Raw genomic sequence first — 21,165 nt, forward strand, 5'->3', positions numbered from 1 at the left:
CTGGTGCGGCTTCTGGACGAGGCCGCCGCGGCCGGGGTGGCGCTGGATCCGCCGCTGGTGTGGTCGACGCTTGCGGAGGTCGCGCCGCGCGAGCAGGCACTACGGCGATGGCGACGTGAACAAGCTGGTGCCCGAAGACGACGGGTCGGCCGATATCGCGTTGCGCAAGGCGCTGGCCGGGCGCTACAACACGGTCCGCCCGTTCCTGAGGCTATTGGGCGAGTCCCCGGCGTTGGCGGCCGCCCAAGGTGGGAAGCGGGTGCTGGCCGCGGTGCGCAAGCTGCCGAGCCTGGCGCGGCGCAAAACCGGGAGGCGCCCGCTGTCGTCAGCCGAGGTCGATGCCGAGCTGGTGCCGCGAGCCTGGCGGCCGGTGGTGTTCGCGAATCCGGCTCTGCCGGCGGGCGCCGTCGATCGAGACGCCTATGTGGTGTGTGTGCTTGAGCAGCTGCACCGAGCCCTGGTCCGGCGTGACGTCTACGCGGCGCCGTCGAATCGGTGGTCGGATCCGCGCGCCAGGTTGCTCGACGGCGCCGGGTGGGAGGCGGTACGCGAGGACGTGCTGGCCGGTCTGTCGCTGGACATGCCGGTCACCGAACATTTGGCGGAGCTGACGGCCGGGCTGGACTCGGCGTGGCAGCAGATGGCCACGCGGATGGACGAGGCCGGTCCGGAGGCGAAGGTCGAGGTCGTCGTCCGGCCTGGGTGATCAACCCGCAGCTGACCCGCTCGCGGCTCTCGCATGTGGACCAAGGCTGGGTTGTCGCGTCAACTTTACGGGTCGAAGGACGTGCTCGGTGGCATCGACCTTCAGGTGCAGGCGGGGTGAAGTGCTGGCGCTGCTCGGTCCGAACGGGGCGGGAAGACGTCGACGATCGAGATTCTCGAAGGCTTCCGTCTGCGTTCGGCTGGCGAGGTCGAGGTCCTGGGCGTCGACCCTGCACACGCGGACGAGCGGTGGCGGGCCAGGATCGGCATCGTCCTACAGTCCTGGCGCGACCACGGACCTGGCAGGTGCGAGAACTGCTGAACCACCTCGGCCGCAACTACGTTCCTTTCGCCGCCACTGGTCGGGCCCGCCCGTATGGCACTGATGAGCTGATGGAGCTAGTTAGGCGTGTCTCTTAATTCTGGGAAGCGGTGCGGCAGATCATCGATGGTGTTGCGCTACCACCGCCACCCTCACGCGCACGACGATCCCGGGCACACCAGTTGCCCAGCGTGCCCTCGTTGACCCCCAACTCCCGCGCCACCTGCGCGATCGGCCCGCGGGCGAGTTCTCAGCTGGGCACCGAGCGCCGGCGTCATCGTATGGATGATGCCGACAAGTGGTCTTGTCCCACAGGCCGGCCATGATCCGGCGGACGACCACTTTACGGTAGCGTCTTCAAGAAGGCCACCAGGCTACGGGCCTGAACGTTGACGTAATGGCTGTGCCTCAGCAGTTCGGCGAGCTGGCCCGCGGCGACCCAAGTGTAGTCGGCAGGCAGTAGCTTGGGGAGCGTCTCGTCCGCCTCGATTATCATGTACTGGCTCGCCGCGTTCCGGAACCGGCCACCTTCTTCCGAATGGGAAGCGGCGTAGCGAATCCGCTCAGGCCCGGCTGCCATGACGTAGTCCAACAGAAACGGTGCGTTGCCCGGAGCGTAGTTGGCGGGAACGCATTGCACGGTTGGGCCGAGCTCGATGGCGCCGAGGAAGCCTGCCTCCATCGTCGCGCGGACCAGAACGTGCAGGACGCTGCGGAACTCCGTGACGACGAAAGCCACGATCCCGTAACCGTGCTGCTCGATCAGCGGTTGGTGCCAGCTCGACACCTCGCGGCTACCCGCGCGAACCGACACCCCCACGACACTGAAGAACCTGCCGTCACCTCGCGTGATTTCCCAGTCGGTACGGTTCCACTCGGGGAGGTCGGTCAGACGCACCCGTTGTGCGTCGAGTTCGCTGTCGACCTGCCGTTCGGTGAGCCACCTCAGCAACGCGTGCGTGCTTCGGTGCGCGCCGGGCAGGGTGGCGTCACGCGACCACGCGGGCACCGAACTCGCCGGCAGGCAGGACAGCACTGTCCGCGAGTCCATGTTGACGACGTAGTCGCGAGCCAGAAGTTCGTTGATCTGGCCGAGAGTCAGCCAGCAGAAGTCGCGTCCGACCTCGACGTGCTCAGCTACCTCGACAACCATGTTGCGATTGCGCTTGCGGTAGAACCACGAACCGTGCTCGGACTGAAGCACGTCGACGATCACCTTGCCGCGTCGCGGGCCGATGAAGTGGTGCAGATAGGCCACCTCGTTGCCGCCGTGCGCCCTGCGGTAATTGCTCTTCGTGGCCTGCACCGTCGGCGACAGTTGCACGAGGTTGACGTTCCCCGGTTCCATTTTCGCCTGCATGAGGAAGTGCAGGACGCCGCCGAACCTCTTGGCGACGATGCCAAGGATGCCGATCTCCGGCTGGTTGATGATCGGCTGATGCCACTCCGGCACCGCTCCGTCCGTCGCCCGCACCCGCAACCCTTCGACCGTGAAGAACCGGCCGCTGCGGTGGGTCAGATTGCCACTGTCGTCGGCGAACGTCCAGTGATCGAGTTCGTCGAACGGGACACGCGAGACCTCGAAATCGTGGGCCACACAGCGTTCTGCCAGCCAGTCGTCGAACTCGACAGTGGACAGGTGGAATCCACGCGTCGTGGCCGCCGACACGGCGAGGTCCGCGGCGATGTCGGCCTCCGATCCCTCCTGCTCCAGCGGGCTCGCCATCACCGCTCCCGACCGTCGGTGCGCTCCCGCACGCCGACGTACAGCGCGCGCTTGCTCAGCGGGCCGGCGATGTGCCACGCGGGGGAGCCGGCGCAGGCGAAGGCGTCAAGGTCCTCCTGCTCGGTCGGCGGCACCACATCGGTCTGCGGACCGGCGCCGGCGAGTTGCATCGACACGAAGACTCCTTCCGAACAGGAGCCGACCGAGGTCATCCGCTCCCGGTCGACCCACGAAGAGGCGAAAACGTCGCCGACTGCGGCAAGTTCGTCCGCACCCAACGTCGGCTGGAGGATATTGATCACGCTGTGCGCCTCCCTGAGCACGGAGCCTGTCGATCCGGTGCTTAGAGTGTGCGCTCGGGCGTTTGGCAAAGTCGTCTTCCCGAATGCGTCGCGTGACCCGAGCCGCACACGGTCATCGTCGCATCATCCGCTCGGCGGCCGCGCCGAGCGGATGTCGCGGGTCGCCCAATCCGAACGGCAGATCGAAGTGGTCGTGGCCGGGAACCGCCACTTCGGTGACCGCGACCCCGGCCTTCTGGAACGAGCGCACGTAACGTTCCTGCTCTTCGGCGAATGCGCGTGTCTCGTCGCCGCCGTGCGCGATGACCGAGGGCGGAAGATCATTGTGGACATTCCTGATCAGACTGGTGCGCGCAGACTCGGCGGCCGTCAGACCGATCGCGTCGCCGATGTAGGCCGAACGAAGCGGTTCGAGGTCGTACAAGCCGCCGAGCAGTGTCGCACCCCTGACCAACTCGGCTTCCTTCAACGGTTCGGGGAGCCAGTCGCGGGTCAGGCACATCGCCACGAGCTGCGCACCAGCGGAGCTCCCGCTGAGAAAGATGCGTTCCCGGTCGATGCCGAGCGCCGCGGCGTGGCGATAGATCCACAGACCACTGCGCACCATCGCGACGATCTCGAGTGCCACCGGCGTCGTCGCGGCGTGGTCGTCGCTCAATTCGGCGACGACCTCGTTCGCGCGGTCCCGGCCCGATGGTATGTCATCACAACCTGGTCGCCTGCCCGTGCGAACCGCTTGACGGTCGCTCGGCCTATTCCACTTGAGCCGCCGGTGACGAGGATGTTCCGTGGTGCCATCGGCGCTCCCATCCACGACGATCGACGAGTACAACGTCCCACACGGCCCGTGGCGGATCTTCTTGCGGTTTGCCTGAGTTCCACGCCTCGGTGGACCGGATTGCTTCACTATTGCTCTCGTTGTTCGCCGTGCTGTCGCGGATCGTCCCGGCGTGTCTAACCTTGAATCGTGGAAGAGACAACGGAGTATCACGCCTACCTGGCACTCGACGAACTACTGTCGATCCAGCGTACGCGGACGGGCGAGCCCGACGAGCTGCTCTTTCTCGTGACGCACCAGGTCCACGAACTTTGGTTCAAACTGATCCTCCACGAACTCGCCAGGTTCCAGGACCACCTGGCCGACGGCGCCGACGGCGCCGCCCTGCGCACGCTGCAGCGCACCGCGGCGCTGGTTCGTACCGTGGTCGCCAACGCCGACGTGATGGCGACGTTGACGCCGCGCCAGTTCAACGGCTTCCGGCACGCACTCGGCGGCGGGAGCGGGGCGCAGTCCACACAGTTCAGGCGTATCGAAGCCGTGCTCGGCAGGCGAGATCCGCAGATGTTCGAGTACTACCGGGTCGGTGCTGGTGAGCGCGCCGAGCTCGAGCAGCTTCTACGTCGGCCGACCGTCTTCGACTCGCTCGCCCATTTCCTCGCCGACCGCGGGTATCCCATGCCGGACTCCCTGCTGGACCGCGACGTGTCCAAGCCAGCTGCTCCGTCCGAGGACGTGCAGCAGGCCCTCCGGAAGGCCTACCTCGAAGACGGCGTGATAGCGCAGATCTGCGACGCGCTCATCGAGGTCGACCAGTGCTTCCAGCAGTGGCGCTACCAGCACGTGCAGTTCGTCGCGGCGATCATCGGCGACAAGGCCGGCACCGGCGGATCGTCGGGAATCCCGTACTTGCGTTCGACCTTGTTCCACCAGCTGTTCCCCGACCTGTGGGCGATGCGCAGCGAGCTGTGACGGCCGTTCGCAATGCGGGAGACGCCATCCCGGAACGCCCCGGGAAACGATGTCTTGACGCAAGGCGCCCTTCGATCCTGTCCAGGCCGAGGCCACCGAGGAGGCCATGGTGACGCTCCAGCCCCCCACCCACGACGAACTCGTCGATCGGGCGACGAAACTCGTTCCACTGCTCCGCGATCACGCCCAGTGGACCGACGAGAACCGGCGCCTGCACGAGGAGACGATCGAGGCCCTCGCCGCGGCGGGCGTCTTCAAGATGCGAATCCCGGCCCGCTACGGCGGTTACGAGTGCGACACCCGCACCGTGGTCGACGTCGCGGCCGAGCTGGGCCGCGGTGACGGCGCCGTCGGCTGGATCGCTTCGGTGTGGTGGATCCCCGGGTGGATGGTGGGCATGTTCCCCGACGCCGTCCAGGACGAGGTCTACACCACCGAGAACGTCCGGGTCTGCGGGACGCTCAGCCCCACCGCCATGGCCGCGAAGGCGCCGGGCGGCTATGTCGTCAATGGACAGTGGGGGTTCATCAGCGGCGCGCTGCACAGCCACTGGCAGGTCGCGATCGCGGTGACCCCGAACGCGAGCGGCGAGATGGAGCCGATCGTCGCCCTGATCCCGATGGCGGACCTGGGAATCGTGGACGACTGGAACACCACCGGCCTGCGCGGCTCCGGCAGTGTCACCACGGTCGCCGAAGACGTGTTTGTCCCCGCGGAGCGCACGCTGCCGCTGATGGCGCTGCTGACCAACCAGTCCGCCTCGGTCCTCAACGCGGACATCGACATGTACCGCGCCCCGCTCGCCGCGCTGGCCTCCGCGTGTTCGGTCGGCAACGTGGTCGGCATGGCCCGTGCGGCGTGGGACTGCTTCACCGACCGGATGCCCGGCCGCAAGATCACCTACACCGACTACACCGACCAGCGCGAAGCCACGATGACGCACCTGCAGGTGGCGGAGGCCAGGGTCGCGATCGACGAGGCCGCCTTCCACGCCTACCGGGTCGCCGACCTCGTCGACGCGAAGGTCGCCGACCACAGCGAGTGGTCCACCGAGGACCGGGCCCTGGCCCGGATCGCCATGGGCGCCACCTGCAAGCGCGCGCTGGAGGCGGTCGACGCGCTCTACGTCGGCAGCGGCGGCTCGGCGATCTTCTCCAGCGTGCCCATCCAGCGCACCTGGCGCGATCTGCACGCCCTCACCCAGCACGCCCTGAACACGCCGCACATCCTCTACGAGATCTACGGCCGGGTGCTGTGCGGCCTCGCCCCGAACACGCAGTTCTTCTGATCAGCCAAGGAGCGATATGTACGACTACATCATCGTCGGTGCGGGATCGGCAGGCTGCGTCCTGGCGGCGCGGCTGACGGAGGACCCGGACATCCGGGTCTGCCTGGTCGAGGCGGGCCCGACGGACAGCCATCCGAACATCCAGGTGCCCGCCGCGTTCGCCAAGCTGTTCCGGACCCAGGTCGACTGGGACTACGACACGCACGACGAGGCCCAGCTGAACCGCAGGCGGGTGTTCCTGCCCCGTGGCCGGGTGCTCGGCGGGACCAGCTCGATGAACGCGATGGCCTACGCGCGGGGCAACCCGTACGACTACGACTCGTGGAACCAGCCGGGCTGGGCCTACGCGGACCTGCTGCCGTACTTCAAGCGGTCCGAGGACAACGAGCGTGGCGCGTCGGCCTACCACGGCGCGGGCGGGCCGCTGTCGGTGTCGGAGAACCGGTCCAAGAACCCCAGCACGGCGGCGTTCATCGCGGCGGCGACGGAGGCCGGGTTCGCGGCCAACGACGACTTCAACGGTCCGGAGCAGGACGGTTTCGGCTTCTACCAGGTCACCCAGCGCAACGGACGTCGCTGCAGCACGGCGGCGGCGTTCCTGCACCCGGTGATCGACCGGCCCAACCTCACCGTCGAGACCAACCTCCAGGTGCACCGGGTGCTCATCGAGGACGGCCGGGCGACCGGCGTCGTCGGGTACCGGCTGGAGGACGAGATCGTCCTGCGGGCCGAACGCGAGGTGCTGCTCTCCGGCGGCGTGTACAACTCCCCGCAGCTGCTCATGCTTTCCGGTGTCGGCCCCGCCGACACGCTGCGGAAACTCGGCATTCCGGTGGTCGCCGACAACGAGGAGGTCGGCGCGAACCTGCAGGACCACGCGCTGGTGCCGCTCATCCTCACGCATTCCCAGCCGATCAGCCTGCTGGCCGCCGGCGAGCCCGCCAATGTCGAGCTGTACCAGCGCGAGGGCCGCGGGCCGCTCGCGTCCAACGGGCCCGAGGCGGGCGGCTTCGTGCGCACCGACAGCGACCTGCCCGCGCCCGATCTGCAGTTCTTCGCGGCGCCGGGCATGCTGGCCGACAGCGGCCTCGGGCCGCCGACCGCGCACGCGATCTCGTTCGGTCCCGCGGTCGCCACCCCGCGCAGCCGCGGCCGGGTGCACCTGGCGTCCGCCGATCCCACGGCCAAGCCCAGGATCGTGCACGACTACTACGCCGATCCTTCGGACCTGGAGCGCACCCTGATCGGGCTGCGCATGGCGATGGACATCGGTAGGCGGCCGGCTATGCGGCTCTACAACGAGGGCGCGTTCCGTTACCCGGAATCGGAATCGGACGCGGACCTGAAGTCCTACGCCAGGAAGTACACGCAGTCGATCTTCCACCCGACGAGTACCTGTGCGATGGGCTCGGTGGTCGACGCCGACCTGCGCGTGCGGGGCGTCGATGGGCTGCGGGTGGTCGATGTGTCCGTCATGCCGGAGGTCGGCCGCGGGATTCCCAACGCAACGGCGATCGTCGTCGCGGAGAAGGCGGCCGACCTGATCCGCGGCATCCCCGCCCCGGAAGCGGCGGAGTTGCCGGAGGCGAGGGTGCTGGCCGCCGCCGACCGGGGTCGCTGACCTGACCGTTCGGCCAAGCTACTCCGGGCTTGGCCGAACGGGCAGCCGGGAACGAGGTGGTCACCGCGAAAGCCGTGGCCGGCGCGGTCCACGCCAGGATCCCCGCGGCACGGAGCCTGCTCCAGGTGGGTGCGGCACCGGCACGCTGCTGCGACGGCTGGCCGGCGAGTTCGAGCACGTCGAGGGGTTCGGTAGGTGGCGTGGTCGTCGTGGTGCTGTCGCCGCACCGGGTGTCCACGGAGTACCCGGAGTACACCGAGGCGCTCGGCCGGGCGGGCCTGTATGCCGAGTTCGTGCCGAGCACGGCGGCAGCGGTGGTGGAGCGGTGGACCGCAGTGAGAACGCGCCGCTTGCTGCGGAGCTGTCCACCACTTCACCGTTTACAGCTACGACCGCCGCGGTCGAGGCGAGAGCGGCGACACCGCGCCGTACGCGATCGAGCGCGAGTTCGAGGACATTGCCGCGCTGATCGAGGACGCGGGCGGGTCGGCGTGCCTGTACGGGGTCTCCTCCTGCGGCGCGCTCGCCCTGGAGGCCGCGGCCGCGGGACTGCCCGTCACCAAGGTCGGCGCGTTCGAGGTTCTCTACGACGTTTATCCCGGCGCGCAGGAGCGCACAGCAACCTACTGCAAGGAACTGGGCGCGCTGCTTGCCGAGGATCGCCGGGAAGCGGCGTTCGAGCTGTTCATGCGGCTGGCGGGCACGCCGGAGGAGATGATCGCTCAGGCGCCCAGCTCGCCGCGTGGCGGGGACTGATCGCCAACGCCCGATCCTGGCCTACGACGCCGCCTGCCTGCACGACGGTGGGCCGCCGAAGGACCGGCTCGCCACGATCAAACAGCCGGTGCTGGTCCTGACCGCGAAGACGATCGACGGCGCGATGGCCGGGCCGGCGTCCGGGTTCTTCGACGACGCCGCCGACGCGCTCGTTGCGGCCGTGCCGCGGGCCGAGCGCGATGTCATCCAGCAGGAGGGCCACGTCGCCGACCCCAAGGCGGTTGGGCCGATACTCGAGCGGTTCTTCGGCGTCTGACCCCCGGCGGTACGTCGGGGTGCCGCCATCAGCGGCGACCGCGCCACGGCTCCCACGCCATAAGCCTGTGCGCGGCGGAAATGACCTCCCGATCCACATCACTGTTTCGGCGACGATGCCGAGGAAGTGGCGTCGAGCCGCGCTATCCTGCGCAGCCGGGATGTGCCATCCCGCGAACTTGGATGACCCGGCATAGCGGATCATTCCCTGCGTCACCAGGGTTCCATCGCCTGCCTGCGAATCACCAAGGTTGGCGGGTCTACGACCGCGTGAATGACAGCAGACGCAGAGGCAATTCACCCGCAGTGCGGTCCGCCGAGTTGAACGTGTTCCACTTCGTACTCCTTACGCCATAGCGTTCCTCGCCGCTGCCGTCGAACGTGTAGGAGATGGCCCCGATAAGCTCACAGGTACCGATACGGGCCAGCTTGTCCGCCAGGTCCGCGTCCAATCGCGGGACGGCATGATCGCACCGACCATCCGTCGGCTCGGTCGTCCGAGGAGACATGCGCAGGTCTCGCGCCTTCAGGCACCACCTGAGACGGCGCATGCGCTGGTCGGGTCGCGGACGATCAGCGGACGTGCCAGCCGTGCACGATGTGATGGCGGGGCCCGAAGTGTGGCGATCCACTGACATCCTCGATCGTCGTCATGACAGGTCCTCCACGTCAGTACACGTCGAGCCGCGCTGGGGTCGAGGGGACCGGCCGCAGGCAGGCGGCGTTGTGCTCATCCAGGAGACGCTGTGCCTCCTCGGTCGCCTGCTCGAACCTCGGACCGGGGTCCGCGCCTGACAACAAAACGTCCTTCATCGCCCTGGTCATGGCGTGCTGGATGCCCGCGAAGTCACCCAACAACGCACCGGACGTCGCGGCGCACTGCGCCGACGTGCGGAGCTGGTCACTGGCCGCTCGATGATGTGGATTGGCTGCGAACCAGCCCTCGCCCTCCAGCGTGTCGTAAGCCTCGTTGGTGATGGGGAGGAATCCGTGCGCCCGGTGCCATCGAATGATGCTCGACGGCTTGATCAGGTGCTGGATGAACGCGAGCGCGCCGTCCCGCTTGGCTTCGTCGAGACCGTCCCGCAGGAACAGGGAGTACCCCGACACCAGGCTCCCCACGTAGGGCACCGACGAGTTGAACGGCATCGGGCTCGCGGTCACCTCGAAGCCGTTCTCCTCGCCGGAACGGACGAACTCCTCGGACTGCTTCGACGAGCTCAGCGCGAACACCGCATCCTGCCGGGCGAATGTCTCGAACGCGCTCCAAAAGGCCCCCTCTGAGTAGACGTAGTGACCGGCCGCATGCAAGTCCCGCATCCACTCGACCCACGAGATCATTTCCTTGGAGGCCAGGTCGACCACGGTAGCTCTGGCTTCCCTGCCGTTGCCGTTGTTTGCGATGAGACCGCCCTGCTGCGCCAGTGCCTGCTGGAAGATCCAGCCGTTGTTGGGCCAGGCCGCCCCGTAGGCCGGAGCTTCGTCGAGCCGCGCGACCGCCTCGCACGCCGTAACGAGCTCATCCCAGGTCCTGGGGGGAGTGTCGATCCCGGCCTTGCGTAGGATCGTCATGTTCGAGTACAGCAGGGGAGTGGTGGCCGTCATGGGCACGGAGAACTGGTCGCCCTGATACGTGTAGAAGTTCCGTGCGAGCGGTTCGATGTCGTCGATCAGCACCCGCTCCCCCAGCACTTCCTTGCGGCCGCCGAGAGCCCTCTCGATGGACGTGAACACCGGCTTACCTTCTGGCGTGTAGGTATCGTAGGCGAGTTGGGTCGCGGTGGCGTAGTACTCGGCGATGTCCGGTGCCTCCCCGCGCTCGGCGGCGCGCGCGACTTCTTCCGCCATCGTCCAGGGATCGTGACCCTCGACGCGCACCGCGTACTCCGGGTGGGCCCGCTCGAACTCGCGGGCCATTTCCAGAATCGGTTGGAGGTATTCTTCACCGTCGTAGGTTCCGGACGGGCGAGCTTCACCACCGGGCGGAGTGAATTGATGTTCGATGATCCACGCGGTAATGACGGTCACGCCTGCCCCGGTCATATCCTTCTCCGTTCTCGCCTACGTGAACTGCCAGTGTCCAGACGCTGCATGCGCGAGGACGCGCCGCTATTATTTCGACGGCGGGACGGATCCGGCGTCTTCTCAAGTGCGACGTGACTTGCCTTGGGTCGAGGCATACGGCAATACGGAAGACGCCCCCGGCCGCGTCTTCGCGACGCTGTGAGCGCACATTCCGTTAGGGGCGGTATCTGTCGCGTGGTGACGGCGCCACCCCGAAGATGATCTTCTCGCATCTACCGATGCGAACCCCACCCCGGAGGAGATCCTAGCGAGAGCCGAGTCGATGGTGCCCACCCTGGTGGCCCGTCAGGCGGACTCCGAGCGGCGGACATACTACTCGCAGCGGACTCACGACGAGTTCTCCGAAGCAGGTTTCTGCAGAATTCTGACCCCACGTCGCTACGGCGGCTACGAGATGGGAATCGAACCGTCCTGCGGTTGGCGATGACGTTGGCCCGCGGTTGTCCGTCGACCGGCTGAATGTCCTGTCTCGGTGCCACACACGCGCTGGCCGCGACGAGCCTGTTCGACGAGCAGACGCAGCGGGAGATCTTCCCAAGGCGATTGTGGACGCGATGGGGTGATTCCTGAGTGGCGCGGCAGCTCCGGATCGGAGCTGCCGCGTGACGACCTCCTAGAGGGTCTCTATCCAGAACCGGCCGACAGCAACGAACGCCGCGAGCAACCCGAGCACGAGAGGCGAAACGAACTGTTCCTTGCGCCGGATGTGCACGACGATCGCGCCGATCATCGTCAGGAGCAGGCCTGTCGCGGCGGTTGGGACGAGCCAGGTAGCCCCCGAGATGAACGCGGGCGCAATGAGGCCGATCGCGCCGAGGATTTCGAGCGTGCCGATGGTCTTGATCTGGGCTTCGGAGAAGTCCTCGACGTATGTCATGCCCTTCTCGTACAGCTTCTTCTTCGGTGTGACGAGCTTGCTGACTCCCGCACCCAGGAAGGCCAGCGCGAGCAGTCCGGCCACGATCCACAGTGCAATGTTCATTGCGATTCCTCTCGAAATTTGATGCTTCAAGAAAGTAGCTGACCGCCGGTTCAGCTCGTCATCGCCGCACCGACATCGAACTCCGTGCCGAACGGGTCCGTGATGTTCGCGACCCGCCCGTAGATCATGTCGTAGGGCTCGGTCGAGGTCCCACCCGCGTCGACCGCTCGCCGCGCCGCCGCATCGGCGTCGTCCACCTGGAACAAGGTTCCCCAACGGGACTTCGTGGCCGTTGGGTCACCGGCGATGCCGCCGATCTCGTGGCCATCCGGTCTGCGCAGGAACGTGAAGTCGAGCTCAGGCCGGTCCGGGTTGGCATCCAACGTGTGGCCGAAGACCGCGACGTAGAAGTCGCGCGCGGGCCCGGATTCCGCGGTGACCAGGTCGGTGCGGAGCAGGGCGTTCGGCTCGTTGACGATCTCGCAGCCGATGTGGGCACCGGCCTGCCACAGTCCACACTGCGCACCGGTGGTGTCCTTGATGATCGCCGCCCGGCCCTGGTCCAGCACGTCCATCGGGCCGGTGACGATCGCGCCGCCCGCGTCCCGCGCCCGGGCGGCCGCGGCGTCACAGTCATCCGTCGCGAAGTAGACGTTCCACCAGAAGTCCGTGGCGTCGGGATCGGGGTTCGGCCTGATGGCCGCGACGGGTCTGCCCCGTAGCAAGCACTGGGTGTAGTGGCCGAACTCCGCCGGTCCCACATCGAACTCCCAACCGAACAACGCGCCGTAGAAGGTCATCGCGCGGTCGAGATCCGGGATGCCCAGATCGATCCAGGTCGGTGTGCCAGCGGGCTGCGTGGTGGTCAGCTCGCTCATCGTCTCTCCTTGTCGTGTCCGGGCCTGGTACCGGTGATGGCGTTGGCCGAGTGGGCCGGGTTGCCGGAGTTGATTTCGACCGAGTGCTCGCGGTAGCGGCAGCTACTTCTTGTTGCGGTAGCGGGCCATGGTGAGCGGGCCGAAGACCGCGACGAGAAGTACGGACGAGACGAGCACCCAGCCGATTTCCCCCGCCGGGACCGAGCCGTGCATCAGGCCGCGTACCACGTTCACCAGGTGGGTGATCGGGTTGACGTCGATGACCGCCTGCATCCACCCGGGCATCGTCTTCGGGTCCACGAAGATGTTGCTCACGAACGTCAGCGGGAACATCACCATCATGCTGACCCCCGCCACCGAGTTCGGCGTGCTCAGGATCAGGCCGAGCATCGTCCACAGCCACGACAGGCAGAACGAGAACACCAGCAGCAGCGCGACCGAGAGCACCACGCCGGCGGCGCCACCCTCCGGCCGGAACCCCAGGACCAGTCCGAGCCCGATGACGACCGCAGACCCGATCGAGTAGCGCACCAGATCGCCGAGCAGGGCGCCGACCAGCGGGGATGGCCGCCACACCGGAAGTGACCTGAACCTGTCGAACACCCCCTTCTGGATGTCGGTGTTCAGCGTGATGCCAGTGTTCATGGTGATCATGACGTTCGCCTGCACCAGGATGCCCGGCACCAGGAACTGCAGGTAGTCCTGTGTCGACCCGGCGAGCGCGCCGCCGAACAGGTAGGTGAACATCAGCGTGAACATGATCGGGAACATGGTCACGTCGACGAGCTGCTCCGGGAGGTGCTTGATCTTCAGCAGAGCGCGCCAGCCGAAAGTCAATGAGGTGCGCACCGGGCCGGGTCGGGACGGGCGCTCACCGACCAGTAGCACACGGCGCAGCGCGTCCTCGGTGACTGGCGCCGACGCCTGCTCGGCGGACGTGGTGGTCATGGTGGTCATGCGGCTTCCTCCTCGGGGGTCTTTTCGGCGGCCTGTCCGGTCAGGGTGAGGAACACCTCGTCCAGGCTCGGCTGACCGAGCGCGAACTCGGTGACGTCGATGCCGCTGCGGGACAGTTCGGCCAGGGAGCGGGCGACCCGTTCGGGGTCGGAGATCCTTGCGGACAGCGCGGCCGGGTCAGCGGAGAGCTCGACCGGCTCGTCGAGCGCGGCGGCGAGGACCCGTTCGGCGTCGGCCCGCTGCTCGGGCGCACGGAGCCGTACGTGCAGCGAGCCGGCGCCGACCGATGCTTTGAGCTGGCCGCTCGAGCCCTCGGCGATCACCTTCCCGTGGTCGATCACCGCTATCCGGTCGGCCAGCTGGTCGGCCTCGTCGAGGTACTGCGTGGTCAGCAACACGGTGGTGCCCTGGGCGACCATGCCCCTGACGATCTCCCAGACCTGGTTCCTGCTGCGCGGGTCGAGCCCGGTCGTGGGCTCGTCGAGGAAGATCAGTTCGGGGGGGACGACCAGGCTCGCCGCGATGTCGATGCGCCGGCGCATCCCGCCGGAGTACTTCTTCACCTGCCGGTCGGCCGCCTCGGCAAGGCCGAACGCGTCGAGCAGGTCGGCCGCCCGCTCCTTGCCTCGGTGGCGTGAGTAGCCGAGCAGCCTGGCGAGCAGCAACAGGTTCTCCGCCCCGGTGAGGTCCTCGTCGACCGACGCGTACTGCCCGGTGAGGCCCACCCTGCTGCGCACCGCCTGGGCGTCACGCACGACGTCGTAGCCGAGCACTTGCGCCTCTCCGGCGTCGGGCTGCAGGAGCGTGGCCAGCATGCGGATCGTGGTGGTTTTGCCCGCCCCGTTCGGACCGAGCACGCCATACACGCTCCCGGCGCTCACGGCCAGGTCGACACCGGCGACCGCGTGGGTCTCGCCGAAGCTCTTCTTCAACCCTCTCGTCTCGATCGCGAGGTTTCCCATGGGTTCGAGTCCTTCTCTCGGTGTTGCGAACGGATTAGTTGAGCCTAGTCAAGTTTGATTACTTGGTCAGAGTGCCACGAGGAGGCACGTCTAGTCAAGTTTGATTAGAGGTGCATCTTGAGGGGGTCGTGGACCGTTTGCCACGAACCTGGATCATCGGCCATGGTGTAGGCGCCCTCGGACAGTCGTTTGCTGAGGCTCTTCGCCCACTCCAGTTCGGTGCGTGCGTGTCCCGCCCACAGTTCGGCCTGCTCGCGGACGTGCTCGGGGATGTCCCGATCGGGGTGCTCCCGCCACCCGGCCTGCACTACGAGCTCCGCTTCCAGGCGCGCGACCCGCTCGCTCACGTGCGCGATGGCATCTGACCTGGTCAGCATGGGCAACATGGCGATGGACGCGTTGAGCATGTCCGGGTCCTGGGTGCGCCGCAGACCGTCGCGGACCAGTTCGACCAGCTCGTCACGTCCCCGCGCTGTCGTGCGGTAGAGAACGCGCTCCGGCCCGGAGTTGCCCGGTTCGGCGTGTTCGGTGAGGAGGCCATCAGCCGCCGCCTTCTTCAGCGCGTGATAGATCGAGCCGGGCTTGATCTTGGCCCAGGTTTCCGCATGCCAGCTCTGCAGTTCGGACCGCACCTGGTAGCCATGCGCGCCGCCGGAGATGTGCACGATACCGAGTACCAGGAGCTTCGTCGCCGACATGCGCCCACTCTGCTGAATGTGCCGTCGGCGGACGTCACGCGGAGTGTCATCTCGTTGCTGGCTTCGCTCCACTTCTCGATGCGTGTCCGTCACCGTCGGAGCATGTCGACCAGGCTTGAGGTCCTGGATCTGCGAGCCCAGGCGATCACCGCAACCCCGACCAGGAGGGCCAGTGGCAGCCACGGGCTCTCCTCCAGGAGGAACACGTTGGTGATGGCCGCGCCGACCAGCACGGCGGCCAGCCCGAGAGCGGCGAGGCTCGAGAGCAGCGGGATCAGCAGCCCGACCGCGCCGGCGATCTCCAGGACGCCGACCACGTAGCGCGGCCACTGACCCGCTCCGATCTCGGTGAACATTTCAACCATGACCGGTGCGCCGGTGACCTTCATGATGCCGCCCCCGGCGAACTGCACGGCCAGGCCTGCCTGCAGCACCCACAACCCGACGTTGCTTGCGCGGCCAGGCTTGCGGGTGATCGCCGGAGCGTTGGTGTGCACTGTGGTGCTCATCGCACTGCCTCCTCCTCTTTGCGAACGGATTGGGCGACCTAGTCAAGTTTGATTACTTGGTCAGAGTGCCACGAGGAGGAGCGTCTAGTCAAGTTTGATTAGAGGCGCATTTGGAGGGGATCGGGGACGGTTCGCCACGAACCCGGATCATCGGCCATGGTGTAGGCGCCCTCGGACAGTCGTTTGCTCAGGCTCTTTGCCCACTCCAGTTCGGTGCGTGCGTGTCCCGCCCACAGTTCGGCCTGCTCGCGGACGTGCTCGGGAATGCCGGGGTTCGGGTTCTCCCACCCCTCGGCCTGCACTACGAGCTCCGCTTCCAGGCGCGCGACCCGCTCGCTCACGTGCGCGATGGCATCTGACCTGGTCAGCATGGGCAACATGGCGATGGCCGCGTTGAGCATGTCCGGGTCGTGGGTGCGCCGCAGACCGTCGCGGACCAGTTCGACTATCTCGTCACGTCCCCGAGCTGTCGCGCGGTACAGAACGCGCTCCGGCCCGGAGTTGCCCGGTTCGGCGTGTTCGGTGAGGAGGCCATCAGCCGCCGCCTTCTTCAGCGCGTGATAGATCGAGCCGGGCTTGATCTTGGCCCAGGTTTCCGCATGCCAGCTCTGCAGTTCGGACCGCACCTGGTAGCCATGCGCGCCGCCGGAAAGGTGCACGATGCCGAGTACCAGGAGCTTCGTCGCCGACATTCGCCCACCTCCGCTCAATCTGCTCGGACTCGCTCCGCGCTGCTCAACAAGTTCAATCGCCTCGGCAGCCAGCGCAAGCGCTGCCTGCGCTCGGTTCACTCACTTGTAGGCTCTAGCATATGAGCATCCCGGTACTGACCGCGGTGAGCACGCCGAACCCGATGCGGGCTGCTGACCGATCAGGTGCCACCGGATTGGACGGCTCAGTGCCGGTCCCAGCCGTGGGTAGGCCTCCGGCTGCCCGGCGACCGGTCGGTTGAGGCGGGTCTTGTTAGTCGCCTTGATCCGGCGCAGCAGGCCAAACCCAACGGCCGGGTGATGCCGAAGACGATCTCGGACTGGCCGTGGGAGTCGACGTAGTTGCTCTCCACGCTCATGGTGTTGCCGTGCCGGACCGCACCCTCGACCATCGCGTGCACCTCCGAGGCCGACGCCCGCAGCCGCTGGGAGTGCACCACCATCGAGCCGCGTTCCACGTGCCAGTAGATCAGGATGCCGCGGCCTCCGTAGCGGGAGTGCCACTCGGTGAAGAGGTTCTGATCCCAGGAGCTGAAGTGGGTCGGGCCGGAGGCGACCGTGGTCGACCCAGGCCCCCACAGCGACTCCCGCCGCGACGCGAAGGTGGCGTTCGCGATCGCGACGGCGACCTGAGCGGCGGCCTCGCGGGTCACGTAGCGACGCCGGGCGTAGCGCAGCTGTTCCCTCGCTGTGGGCATGCCCGCCGCCGGCGCTGACCTGGTCCAGGCAACCGGTGCGCAAGCACCGTCTCTTTCACCACGTCGATCAGCGCGACGGTGCCCCATCTCCGGCCGACCTCGGCCTTTAGCCGGCGCAGACTCACCGGCTCCGGTGCCGCCTCGTGCTTGGACAAGGTGATCGGCCCGGACGCCCGGTCGGTGACCTCCAACCGGTCCAGCCCGGGCAACGCATCGTCGAGCTGTTCGGGGGCGGTGGTCATCTCGGTGCACAGCTGGTCGATGAACACAGTCGGGTCCAACGGCTTGCGCGACTCGCGATAGTGCTCCTGACGGCGCTGGGCGCAGTCGGCCGGCAGATCCTGTTCAGGGTTGCGCCACGCCTCAGCGCCGACCACCCAGATCTCCTTGCACCGCAACAGCTCCCGCAGCGCCTGGAACGTGGCAACCTCGTACACCATCCGAGCCACCCGTTCCCGTTCCCGTCCCCGGGTGTCGGTGCGATAGATCAGGCTTGACCAGTCACCAGAGGTGCCGCGGTGCTCCGGCACCGTCTCCCCGAGCGGGTAGTAGGTCAGGTTCCCCGCTGTCGCGTCCCGGCGGATCAGCGCCAACGCCTCGATCACCGGCCGGTGCACGGTGTTGTTGCTGCGAAACTCCAGCATATCCAGCAGCGGGACCAGCCCGCGTCGGCAGTGCCCGGGTAGGAGGCGCGCAGCGTGGTCCGCACGGTGCACGCCTCGTCCCCGCGCCCTTGGTCTTGAACTCGTGTACCAACTGCGGGCGCGCCGTGAGGCGCTGATGCTCAGGCGGACTTGAGATACTCGCTACCGCCCTCTCGCCGCAGCTCGGCGTCGAGCTGGACGCACCGGGCGTACTCGGGCAACAGTCCCTGGCGGGCGGCGTCCTCGAGCGAGATGGCGTCCCGGTCCCGGGGCGAGAGGATCATCTCCAGCCCGTCCGGGATCGGCAGCGCCAATCGAGGGTCCAGCGCCGAGACTGCGAGTTCGTTCTCGGCGACGTAGCTGCCATTCAGCATGTAGGACATCACCGTATCGTCCTCGAGGGCGATGAAGGCGTGTCCGACCCCCACAGGGAAGTACACCGACCGGAACGATTCCTGGTTCATCTCGACGCACTCCCACCGTCCGTAGGTCGGTGAGCCCACGCGCAGATCGACGACGATGTCCAGGGCGCTACCGTGGGCGCAGCTCACATACTTCGCGACTCCGGGCGGCGTTCGGGTGTAGTGGACCCCGCGGAGCGCCCCGCGCCGGGACCGGCTCTGGTTGGCCTGTCGCACGGGAAACGTGCCCTGGCCCCGCGCCTGCGCGAGTGCGGGTCCCTGGAACGGTGCCACGAAGAGCCCCCGCTCGTCGGGGTACGACGAGGGCGTGAACTCGAGCGCACCCTCGACAGCCAGTTCTCGGATCTCCACGTGTCTACTCCCTTTCGTCGAGCCGTCTCAGATTCTGCCCAGCACGTCACGAAGGGCGTCGACGGTGCGGTCCTGGTCGTCGCGCCGCAGCGAAGCAAACATCGGCAGGGAAAAGATCTCGCCCGCGAGTTTCTCCGTTACCGGTAGCGAGCCCTCTCGGTACCCGAGATGGGCGAACCCCGTCATCAGGTGAACCGGCCACCGGTAGCTGACGTTCAGCTGAACACCATGCTCCTGCATCGCCGCGATGATCGAATCGCGTGCCGGGTGCCTCACCACGTAGACGTAGTAGACGTGCTCGTTTCCCTTCACGGTCGACGGCAGCTTCAGCGCGGTATCGCCAAGATCGCGCCCGTAGCGCGCTGCGACCGCGCGTCGTTGCTCGATGTAGCGATCCAGCCGGGTGAGCTTCTTCCGCAAGATCTCGGCGTGCACTTCGTCGAGCCGACTGTTGTGCGCCGGCGTCGCGACGGTGTGGTAGTCGGACTCCATGCCGTAGAAGCGCAAGCGGCGCAGTGCGCGGTCGGTCTCCTCGTTCGGCGTCAGCACCGCACCGCCGTCGCCGTACGCACCGAGGACCTTGGTCGGGTAGAACGAGAAGCTGGAGGCATCCCCCCAAGTACCGGCAAGATGTCCATGCTGGCGGGCGCCGTGGGCCTGGGCGCAGTCCTCGACCACGGCCAGTCCGTGCTCACGGGCGATCGCGCTCACAGCGGCCATGTCGACGCACTGTCCGTAGAGATGGACCGGGACGATCGCCTTGGTCCGAGCCGTGATCGCAGCACTGATGAGGGTCGTGTCCATCAGGAAGTCATCCTCGCGGACGTCGACGAAGACCGGTGTCGCACCTGTCGACACGATTGCGACAACGGTGGGAGCCGCGGTATTGGACACGGTGATGACTTCGTCTCCCGGACCGATGCCCAACGCCTCCAGCGCAAGCTTGATGGCGTTCGTGCCGTTGTCGACGCCTACGCAGTGTGCGACGCTATGGTAATCGGCGAACTCCTGCTCGAACATGTGCACGCTCTTGCCCAGGATGAGCTTTCCGGAGCTGAAGACCGTGTCGACACACTCGAGTATCTCCTCGCGCTCCTGCTGGTACTCGTCGAGATAGCCCCATACGTGGACCGTCATCGTCAACTCCATTTCTGCTTTCGGTCGCGGGGCGTCTTATCGCGGGTTCGCGGAGGCCGACGACACCGCATTGCGGAACTCCGCGGCAATGCGTTCTACGTCAGCGTCGGTCAGCGCCTGGTGCAGGGGCAGGCAGAGCGTCCGGTCGACAGCGCGCTCGCCGCGGGGCAGGCTCGCCGTCGATCCGTAAGCCCGGACACGGTGCAGTGCCGGGTAGCGGAAGGTGGTGTAGATGCCGCGGTCGAGGAGCGTTTTCGCCACCCGGTCGCGCACCTCGGTCTCCATCTGGACCCAATACAGGTAATAGGACGACCGGTGGTCGGCGGGGAGCGGCGGGGGAGTGTGAACACCGGTCAAGTCGACGAGTTCGCGGTCGTAGAATTCGGCGACCGCCCTGCGGCGCTTGACGAATGCCTCCACCTTGGGGAGCTGCACCAGCCCCATCGCCGCCTGCATGTCATTCATGACCGAGCGGCCGGAGAACGACGAGACCTCGAACTCCCACCAGCGCGAGTCGACCAGGGGTGCTTGCGACAGCCCGCTGAACTGTTCCAGCCCCAGGTACGCCAGCTTCCTGGCGCGCTCGGCCATCTCGGGGTCGCGGGCCCACAGCATGCCACCATCGCCGGTGACCAGAATCTTCATGCTGTCGAAGCTCCACAGCCCGATATCGCCCACGGTTCCACACGCCTGCTCGCCTGCGCGCGACGCGACCGAGCAGGCCGAATCCTCGATGAGCAGGATGCCGCGCTCCCGGCACAGACGGGCGATCTCGACGACATCGCCCGGGTAGCCTCCGTAATGCAGGAGGACCACTGCCCGGGTCCGCGGGGTCAGTGCTGCCTCGACGTCGTCCACGGTCGGGTTCAGCGTCCGCTCGTCGACATCGCAGAAGACAGGACGCGCACCCGTCGCGGCCACCGCATTGCCCGCGGCGACGTAGCTGACGGTCGGCAGCACTGCCTCACAGTCCGGGCCGAGGTCGGCGAGCTTCGCAGCGATGAACAGGCCTGCCGTGCACGAACTGATCGAGGTCACCTGTTCGGCGTCGACATCGAGGTGCCCGGCGAACGCCTGCTCGAAAGCATCCGCCCGAGGACCCTTGCCCAACCAGGACGAGTCGAAGACCTCTGCGAGCGCGGCAAGTTCGTCCTCGCCCACTGTCGGCTGGAAGATTCTGATCACCGAGGCCTCCTGTACTCCGACGTCTCCAGCCGGTGGCTGGTCCTTTTCGTCTGTGGATAATGAGTATGCAGATCACCGTTGCCCGGGACCAGGCTGCCGTGCACTCGCCGACTATGAGAATCTCACGAAACCGGTGGGATAGGTCCAGGTTCGGTTCGTGGAATTCTCCGTTTCGCCATCCGATGGACCGTGTTACTCTTTTTAATAAATATTTGAGGGAACGGCCTTTCGGCGTGGCGCGATGCGAATCGACCAACGTCC

At 67.0% G+C, this 21,165-nt stretch carries 22 protein-coding genes and 2 pseudogenes; 7 read left to right on the forward strand and 17 right to left on the reverse strand.

The window, feature by feature from the left end; genetic code table 11:
- Nucleotides 1–115 precede the first annotated feature (115 nt).
- Together IE317_RS05955 and IE317_RS44335 are read left to right on the forward strand one after the other, a co-directional pair.
- Nucleotides 116–706 (forward strand): hypothetical protein, encoded by a 591-nt coding sequence (locus tag IE317_RS05955; protein ID WP_191307017.1) that lies wholly within the window; start codon nt 116–118, stop codon nt 704–706.
- Between the two features lie 33 nt (nt 707–739).
- Nucleotides 740–1,110: pseudogene (locus tag IE317_RS44335) on the forward strand (ATP-binding cassette domain-containing protein); the annotation flags it as partial.
- 260 nt (nt 1,111–1,370) lie between these two features.
- Here IE317_RS44335 and IE317_RS05960 read toward each other — a convergent pair.
- From IE317_RS05960 to IE317_RS45385, 4 genes are all read right to left on the reverse strand, one after another.
- Nucleotides 1,371–2,753, reverse strand: a complete 1,383-nt coding sequence (locus IE317_RS05960) for an NDP-hexose 2,3-dehydratase family protein (RefSeq protein ID WP_191307018.1) — start codon at nt 2,751–2,753, stop codon at nt 1,371–1,373.
- The gene (locus IE317_RS05965) at nt 2,753–3,076 is read right to left on the reverse strand and encodes a hypothetical protein (protein WP_191307019.1); all 324 of its coding nucleotides are present in this window, start codon (nt 3,074–3,076) and stop codon (nt 2,753–2,755) included. The genes IE317_RS05960 and IE317_RS05965 overlap by 1 nt, the downstream gene beginning before the upstream one ends.
- Nucleotides 3,077–3,167: 91 nt before the next feature.
- Nucleotides 3,168–3,713 carry an alpha/beta hydrolase gene (locus IE317_RS05970; RefSeq protein WP_229902500.1) on the reverse strand — a complete coding sequence of 182 codons (546 nt, stop codon included), beginning with the start codon at nt 3,711–3,713 and terminating at the stop codon, nt 3,168–3,170.
- Complete coding sequence (locus IE317_RS45385) at nt 3,710–3,865, reverse strand: SDR family NAD(P)-dependent oxidoreductase (RefSeq protein WP_373308970.1); 156 nt, start codon at nt 3,863–3,865, stop codon at nt 3,710–3,712. Before IE317_RS45385 ends, IE317_RS05970 begins: the two co-directional genes overlap by 4 nt.
- Nucleotides 3,866–4,022: 157 nt before the next feature.
- Between IE317_RS45385 and IE317_RS05980 the strand changes: the two genes are divergently transcribed.
- From IE317_RS05980 to IE317_RS06000, 5 genes and pseudogenes are all read left to right on the forward strand, one after another.
- Nucleotides 4,023–4,805 (forward strand): tryptophan 2,3-dioxygenase, encoded by a 783-nt coding sequence (locus IE317_RS05980; RefSeq protein ID WP_229902501.1) that lies wholly within the window; start codon nt 4,023–4,025, stop codon nt 4,803–4,805.
- A gap of 106 nt (nt 4,806–4,911) precedes the next feature.
- Nucleotides 4,912–6,093, forward strand: a complete 1,182-nt coding sequence (locus IE317_RS05985) for an acyl-CoA dehydrogenase family protein (RefSeq protein WP_191307021.1) — start codon at nt 4,912–4,914, stop codon at nt 6,091–6,093.
- 16 nt (nt 6,094–6,109) lie between these two features.
- Nucleotides 6,110–7,714: a GMC family oxidoreductase gene (locus IE317_RS05990; RefSeq protein WP_191307022.1), complete on the forward strand. Its 1,605-nt coding sequence runs from the start codon at nt 6,110–6,112 to the stop codon at nt 7,712–7,714.
- A gap of 426 nt (nt 7,715–8,140) precedes the next feature.
- Nucleotides 8,141–8,470: pseudogene (locus IE317_RS05995) on the forward strand (alpha/beta fold hydrolase); the annotation flags it as partial.
- Nucleotides 8,457–8,747, forward strand: a complete 291-nt coding sequence (locus tag IE317_RS06000; RefSeq protein WP_191307023.1) for a hypothetical protein — start codon at nt 8,457–8,459, stop codon at nt 8,745–8,747. The pseudogene IE317_RS05995 and the gene IE317_RS06000, both read left to right, overlap by 14 nt.
- Nucleotides 8,748–9,415: 668 nt before the next feature.
- Here IE317_RS06000 and IE317_RS06005 read toward each other — a convergent pair.
- The 13 genes from IE317_RS06005 to IE317_RS06065 all read right to left on the reverse strand — a co-directional run bounded on the left by IE317_RS06005 (nt 9,416) and on the right by IE317_RS06065 (nt 20,904).
- Nucleotides 9,416–10,789, reverse strand: coding sequence for an extracellular solute-binding protein (locus IE317_RS06005; RefSeq protein ID WP_191307024.1), 1,374 nt, complete (start codon nt 10,787–10,789; stop codon nt 9,416–9,418).
- A 655-nt stretch (nt 10,790–11,444) separates the two neighbouring features.
- Nucleotides 11,445–11,813 carry a DoxX family protein gene (locus IE317_RS06010; protein WP_191307025.1) on the reverse strand — a complete coding sequence of 123 codons (369 nt, stop codon included), beginning with the start codon at nt 11,811–11,813 and terminating at the stop codon, nt 11,445–11,447.
- 50 nt (nt 11,814–11,863) lie between these two features.
- Nucleotides 11,864–12,631, reverse strand: a complete 768-nt coding sequence (locus IE317_RS06015) for a VOC family protein (RefSeq protein WP_191307027.1) — start codon at nt 12,629–12,631, stop codon at nt 11,864–11,866.
- Nucleotides 12,632–12,733: 102 nt separating this feature from the next.
- Complete coding sequence (locus IE317_RS06020) at nt 12,734–13,579, reverse strand: ABC transporter permease (RefSeq protein WP_229902512.1); 846 nt, start codon at nt 13,577–13,579, stop codon at nt 12,734–12,736.
- Between the two features lie 5 nt (nt 13,580–13,584).
- Nucleotides 13,585–14,550, reverse strand: coding sequence for an ATP-binding cassette domain-containing protein (locus IE317_RS06025; RefSeq protein ID WP_191307031.1), 966 nt, complete (start codon nt 14,548–14,550; stop codon nt 13,585–13,587).
- Nucleotides 14,551–14,654: 104 nt separating this feature from the next.
- On the reverse strand, nt 14,655–15,248 hold the full coding sequence (locus IE317_RS06030) for a PadR family transcriptional regulator (RefSeq protein WP_191307033.1): 594 nt from the start codon (nt 15,246–15,248) through the stop codon (nt 14,655–14,657).
- 89 nt (nt 15,249–15,337) lie between these two features.
- Nucleotides 15,338–15,757: a DoxX family protein gene (locus tag IE317_RS06035; RefSeq protein ID WP_191307035.1), complete on the reverse strand. Its 420-nt coding sequence runs from the start codon at nt 15,755–15,757 to the stop codon at nt 15,338–15,340.
- A gap of 98 nt (nt 15,758–15,855) precedes the next feature.
- Nucleotides 15,856–16,449, reverse strand: coding sequence for a PadR family transcriptional regulator (locus IE317_RS06040; RefSeq protein WP_191307038.1), 594 nt, complete (start codon nt 16,447–16,449; stop codon nt 15,856–15,858).
- Between the two features lie 203 nt (nt 16,450–16,652).
- On the reverse strand, nt 16,653–17,165 hold the full coding sequence (locus IE317_RS06045) for a Tn3 family transposase (protein WP_191307040.1): 513 nt from the start codon (nt 17,163–17,165) through the stop codon (nt 16,653–16,655).
- On the reverse strand, nt 17,117–17,809 hold the full coding sequence (locus IE317_RS06050; protein ID WP_191307042.1) for a hypothetical protein: 693 nt from the start codon (nt 17,807–17,809) through the stop codon (nt 17,117–17,119). The genes IE317_RS06045 and IE317_RS06050 overlap by 49 nt, the downstream gene beginning before the upstream one ends.
- Before the next feature lie 140 nt (nt 17,810–17,949).
- On the reverse strand, nt 17,950–18,582 hold the full coding sequence (locus IE317_RS06055) for a dTDP-4-dehydrorhamnose 3,5-epimerase family protein (protein WP_191307044.1): 633 nt from the start codon (nt 18,580–18,582) through the stop codon (nt 17,950–17,952).
- A 27-nt stretch (nt 18,583–18,609) separates the two neighbouring features.
- Nucleotides 18,610–19,719, reverse strand: coding sequence for a DegT/DnrJ/EryC1/StrS family aminotransferase (locus IE317_RS06060; RefSeq protein WP_191307046.1), 1,110 nt, complete (start codon nt 19,717–19,719; stop codon nt 18,610–18,612).
- Nucleotides 19,720–19,755: 36 nt separating this feature from the next.
- Nucleotides 19,756–20,904 (reverse strand): DegT/DnrJ/EryC1/StrS family aminotransferase, encoded by a 1,149-nt coding sequence (locus IE317_RS06065; RefSeq protein WP_191307048.1) that lies wholly within the window; start codon nt 20,902–20,904, stop codon nt 19,756–19,758.
- Nucleotides 20,905–21,165: the final 261 nt, after the last annotated feature.

This window comes from Amycolatopsis bullii (genome assembly GCF_014654205.1).
Lineage (GTDB): Bacteria > Actinomycetota > Actinomycetes > Mycobacteriales > Pseudonocardiaceae > Amycolatopsis > Amycolatopsis plumensis.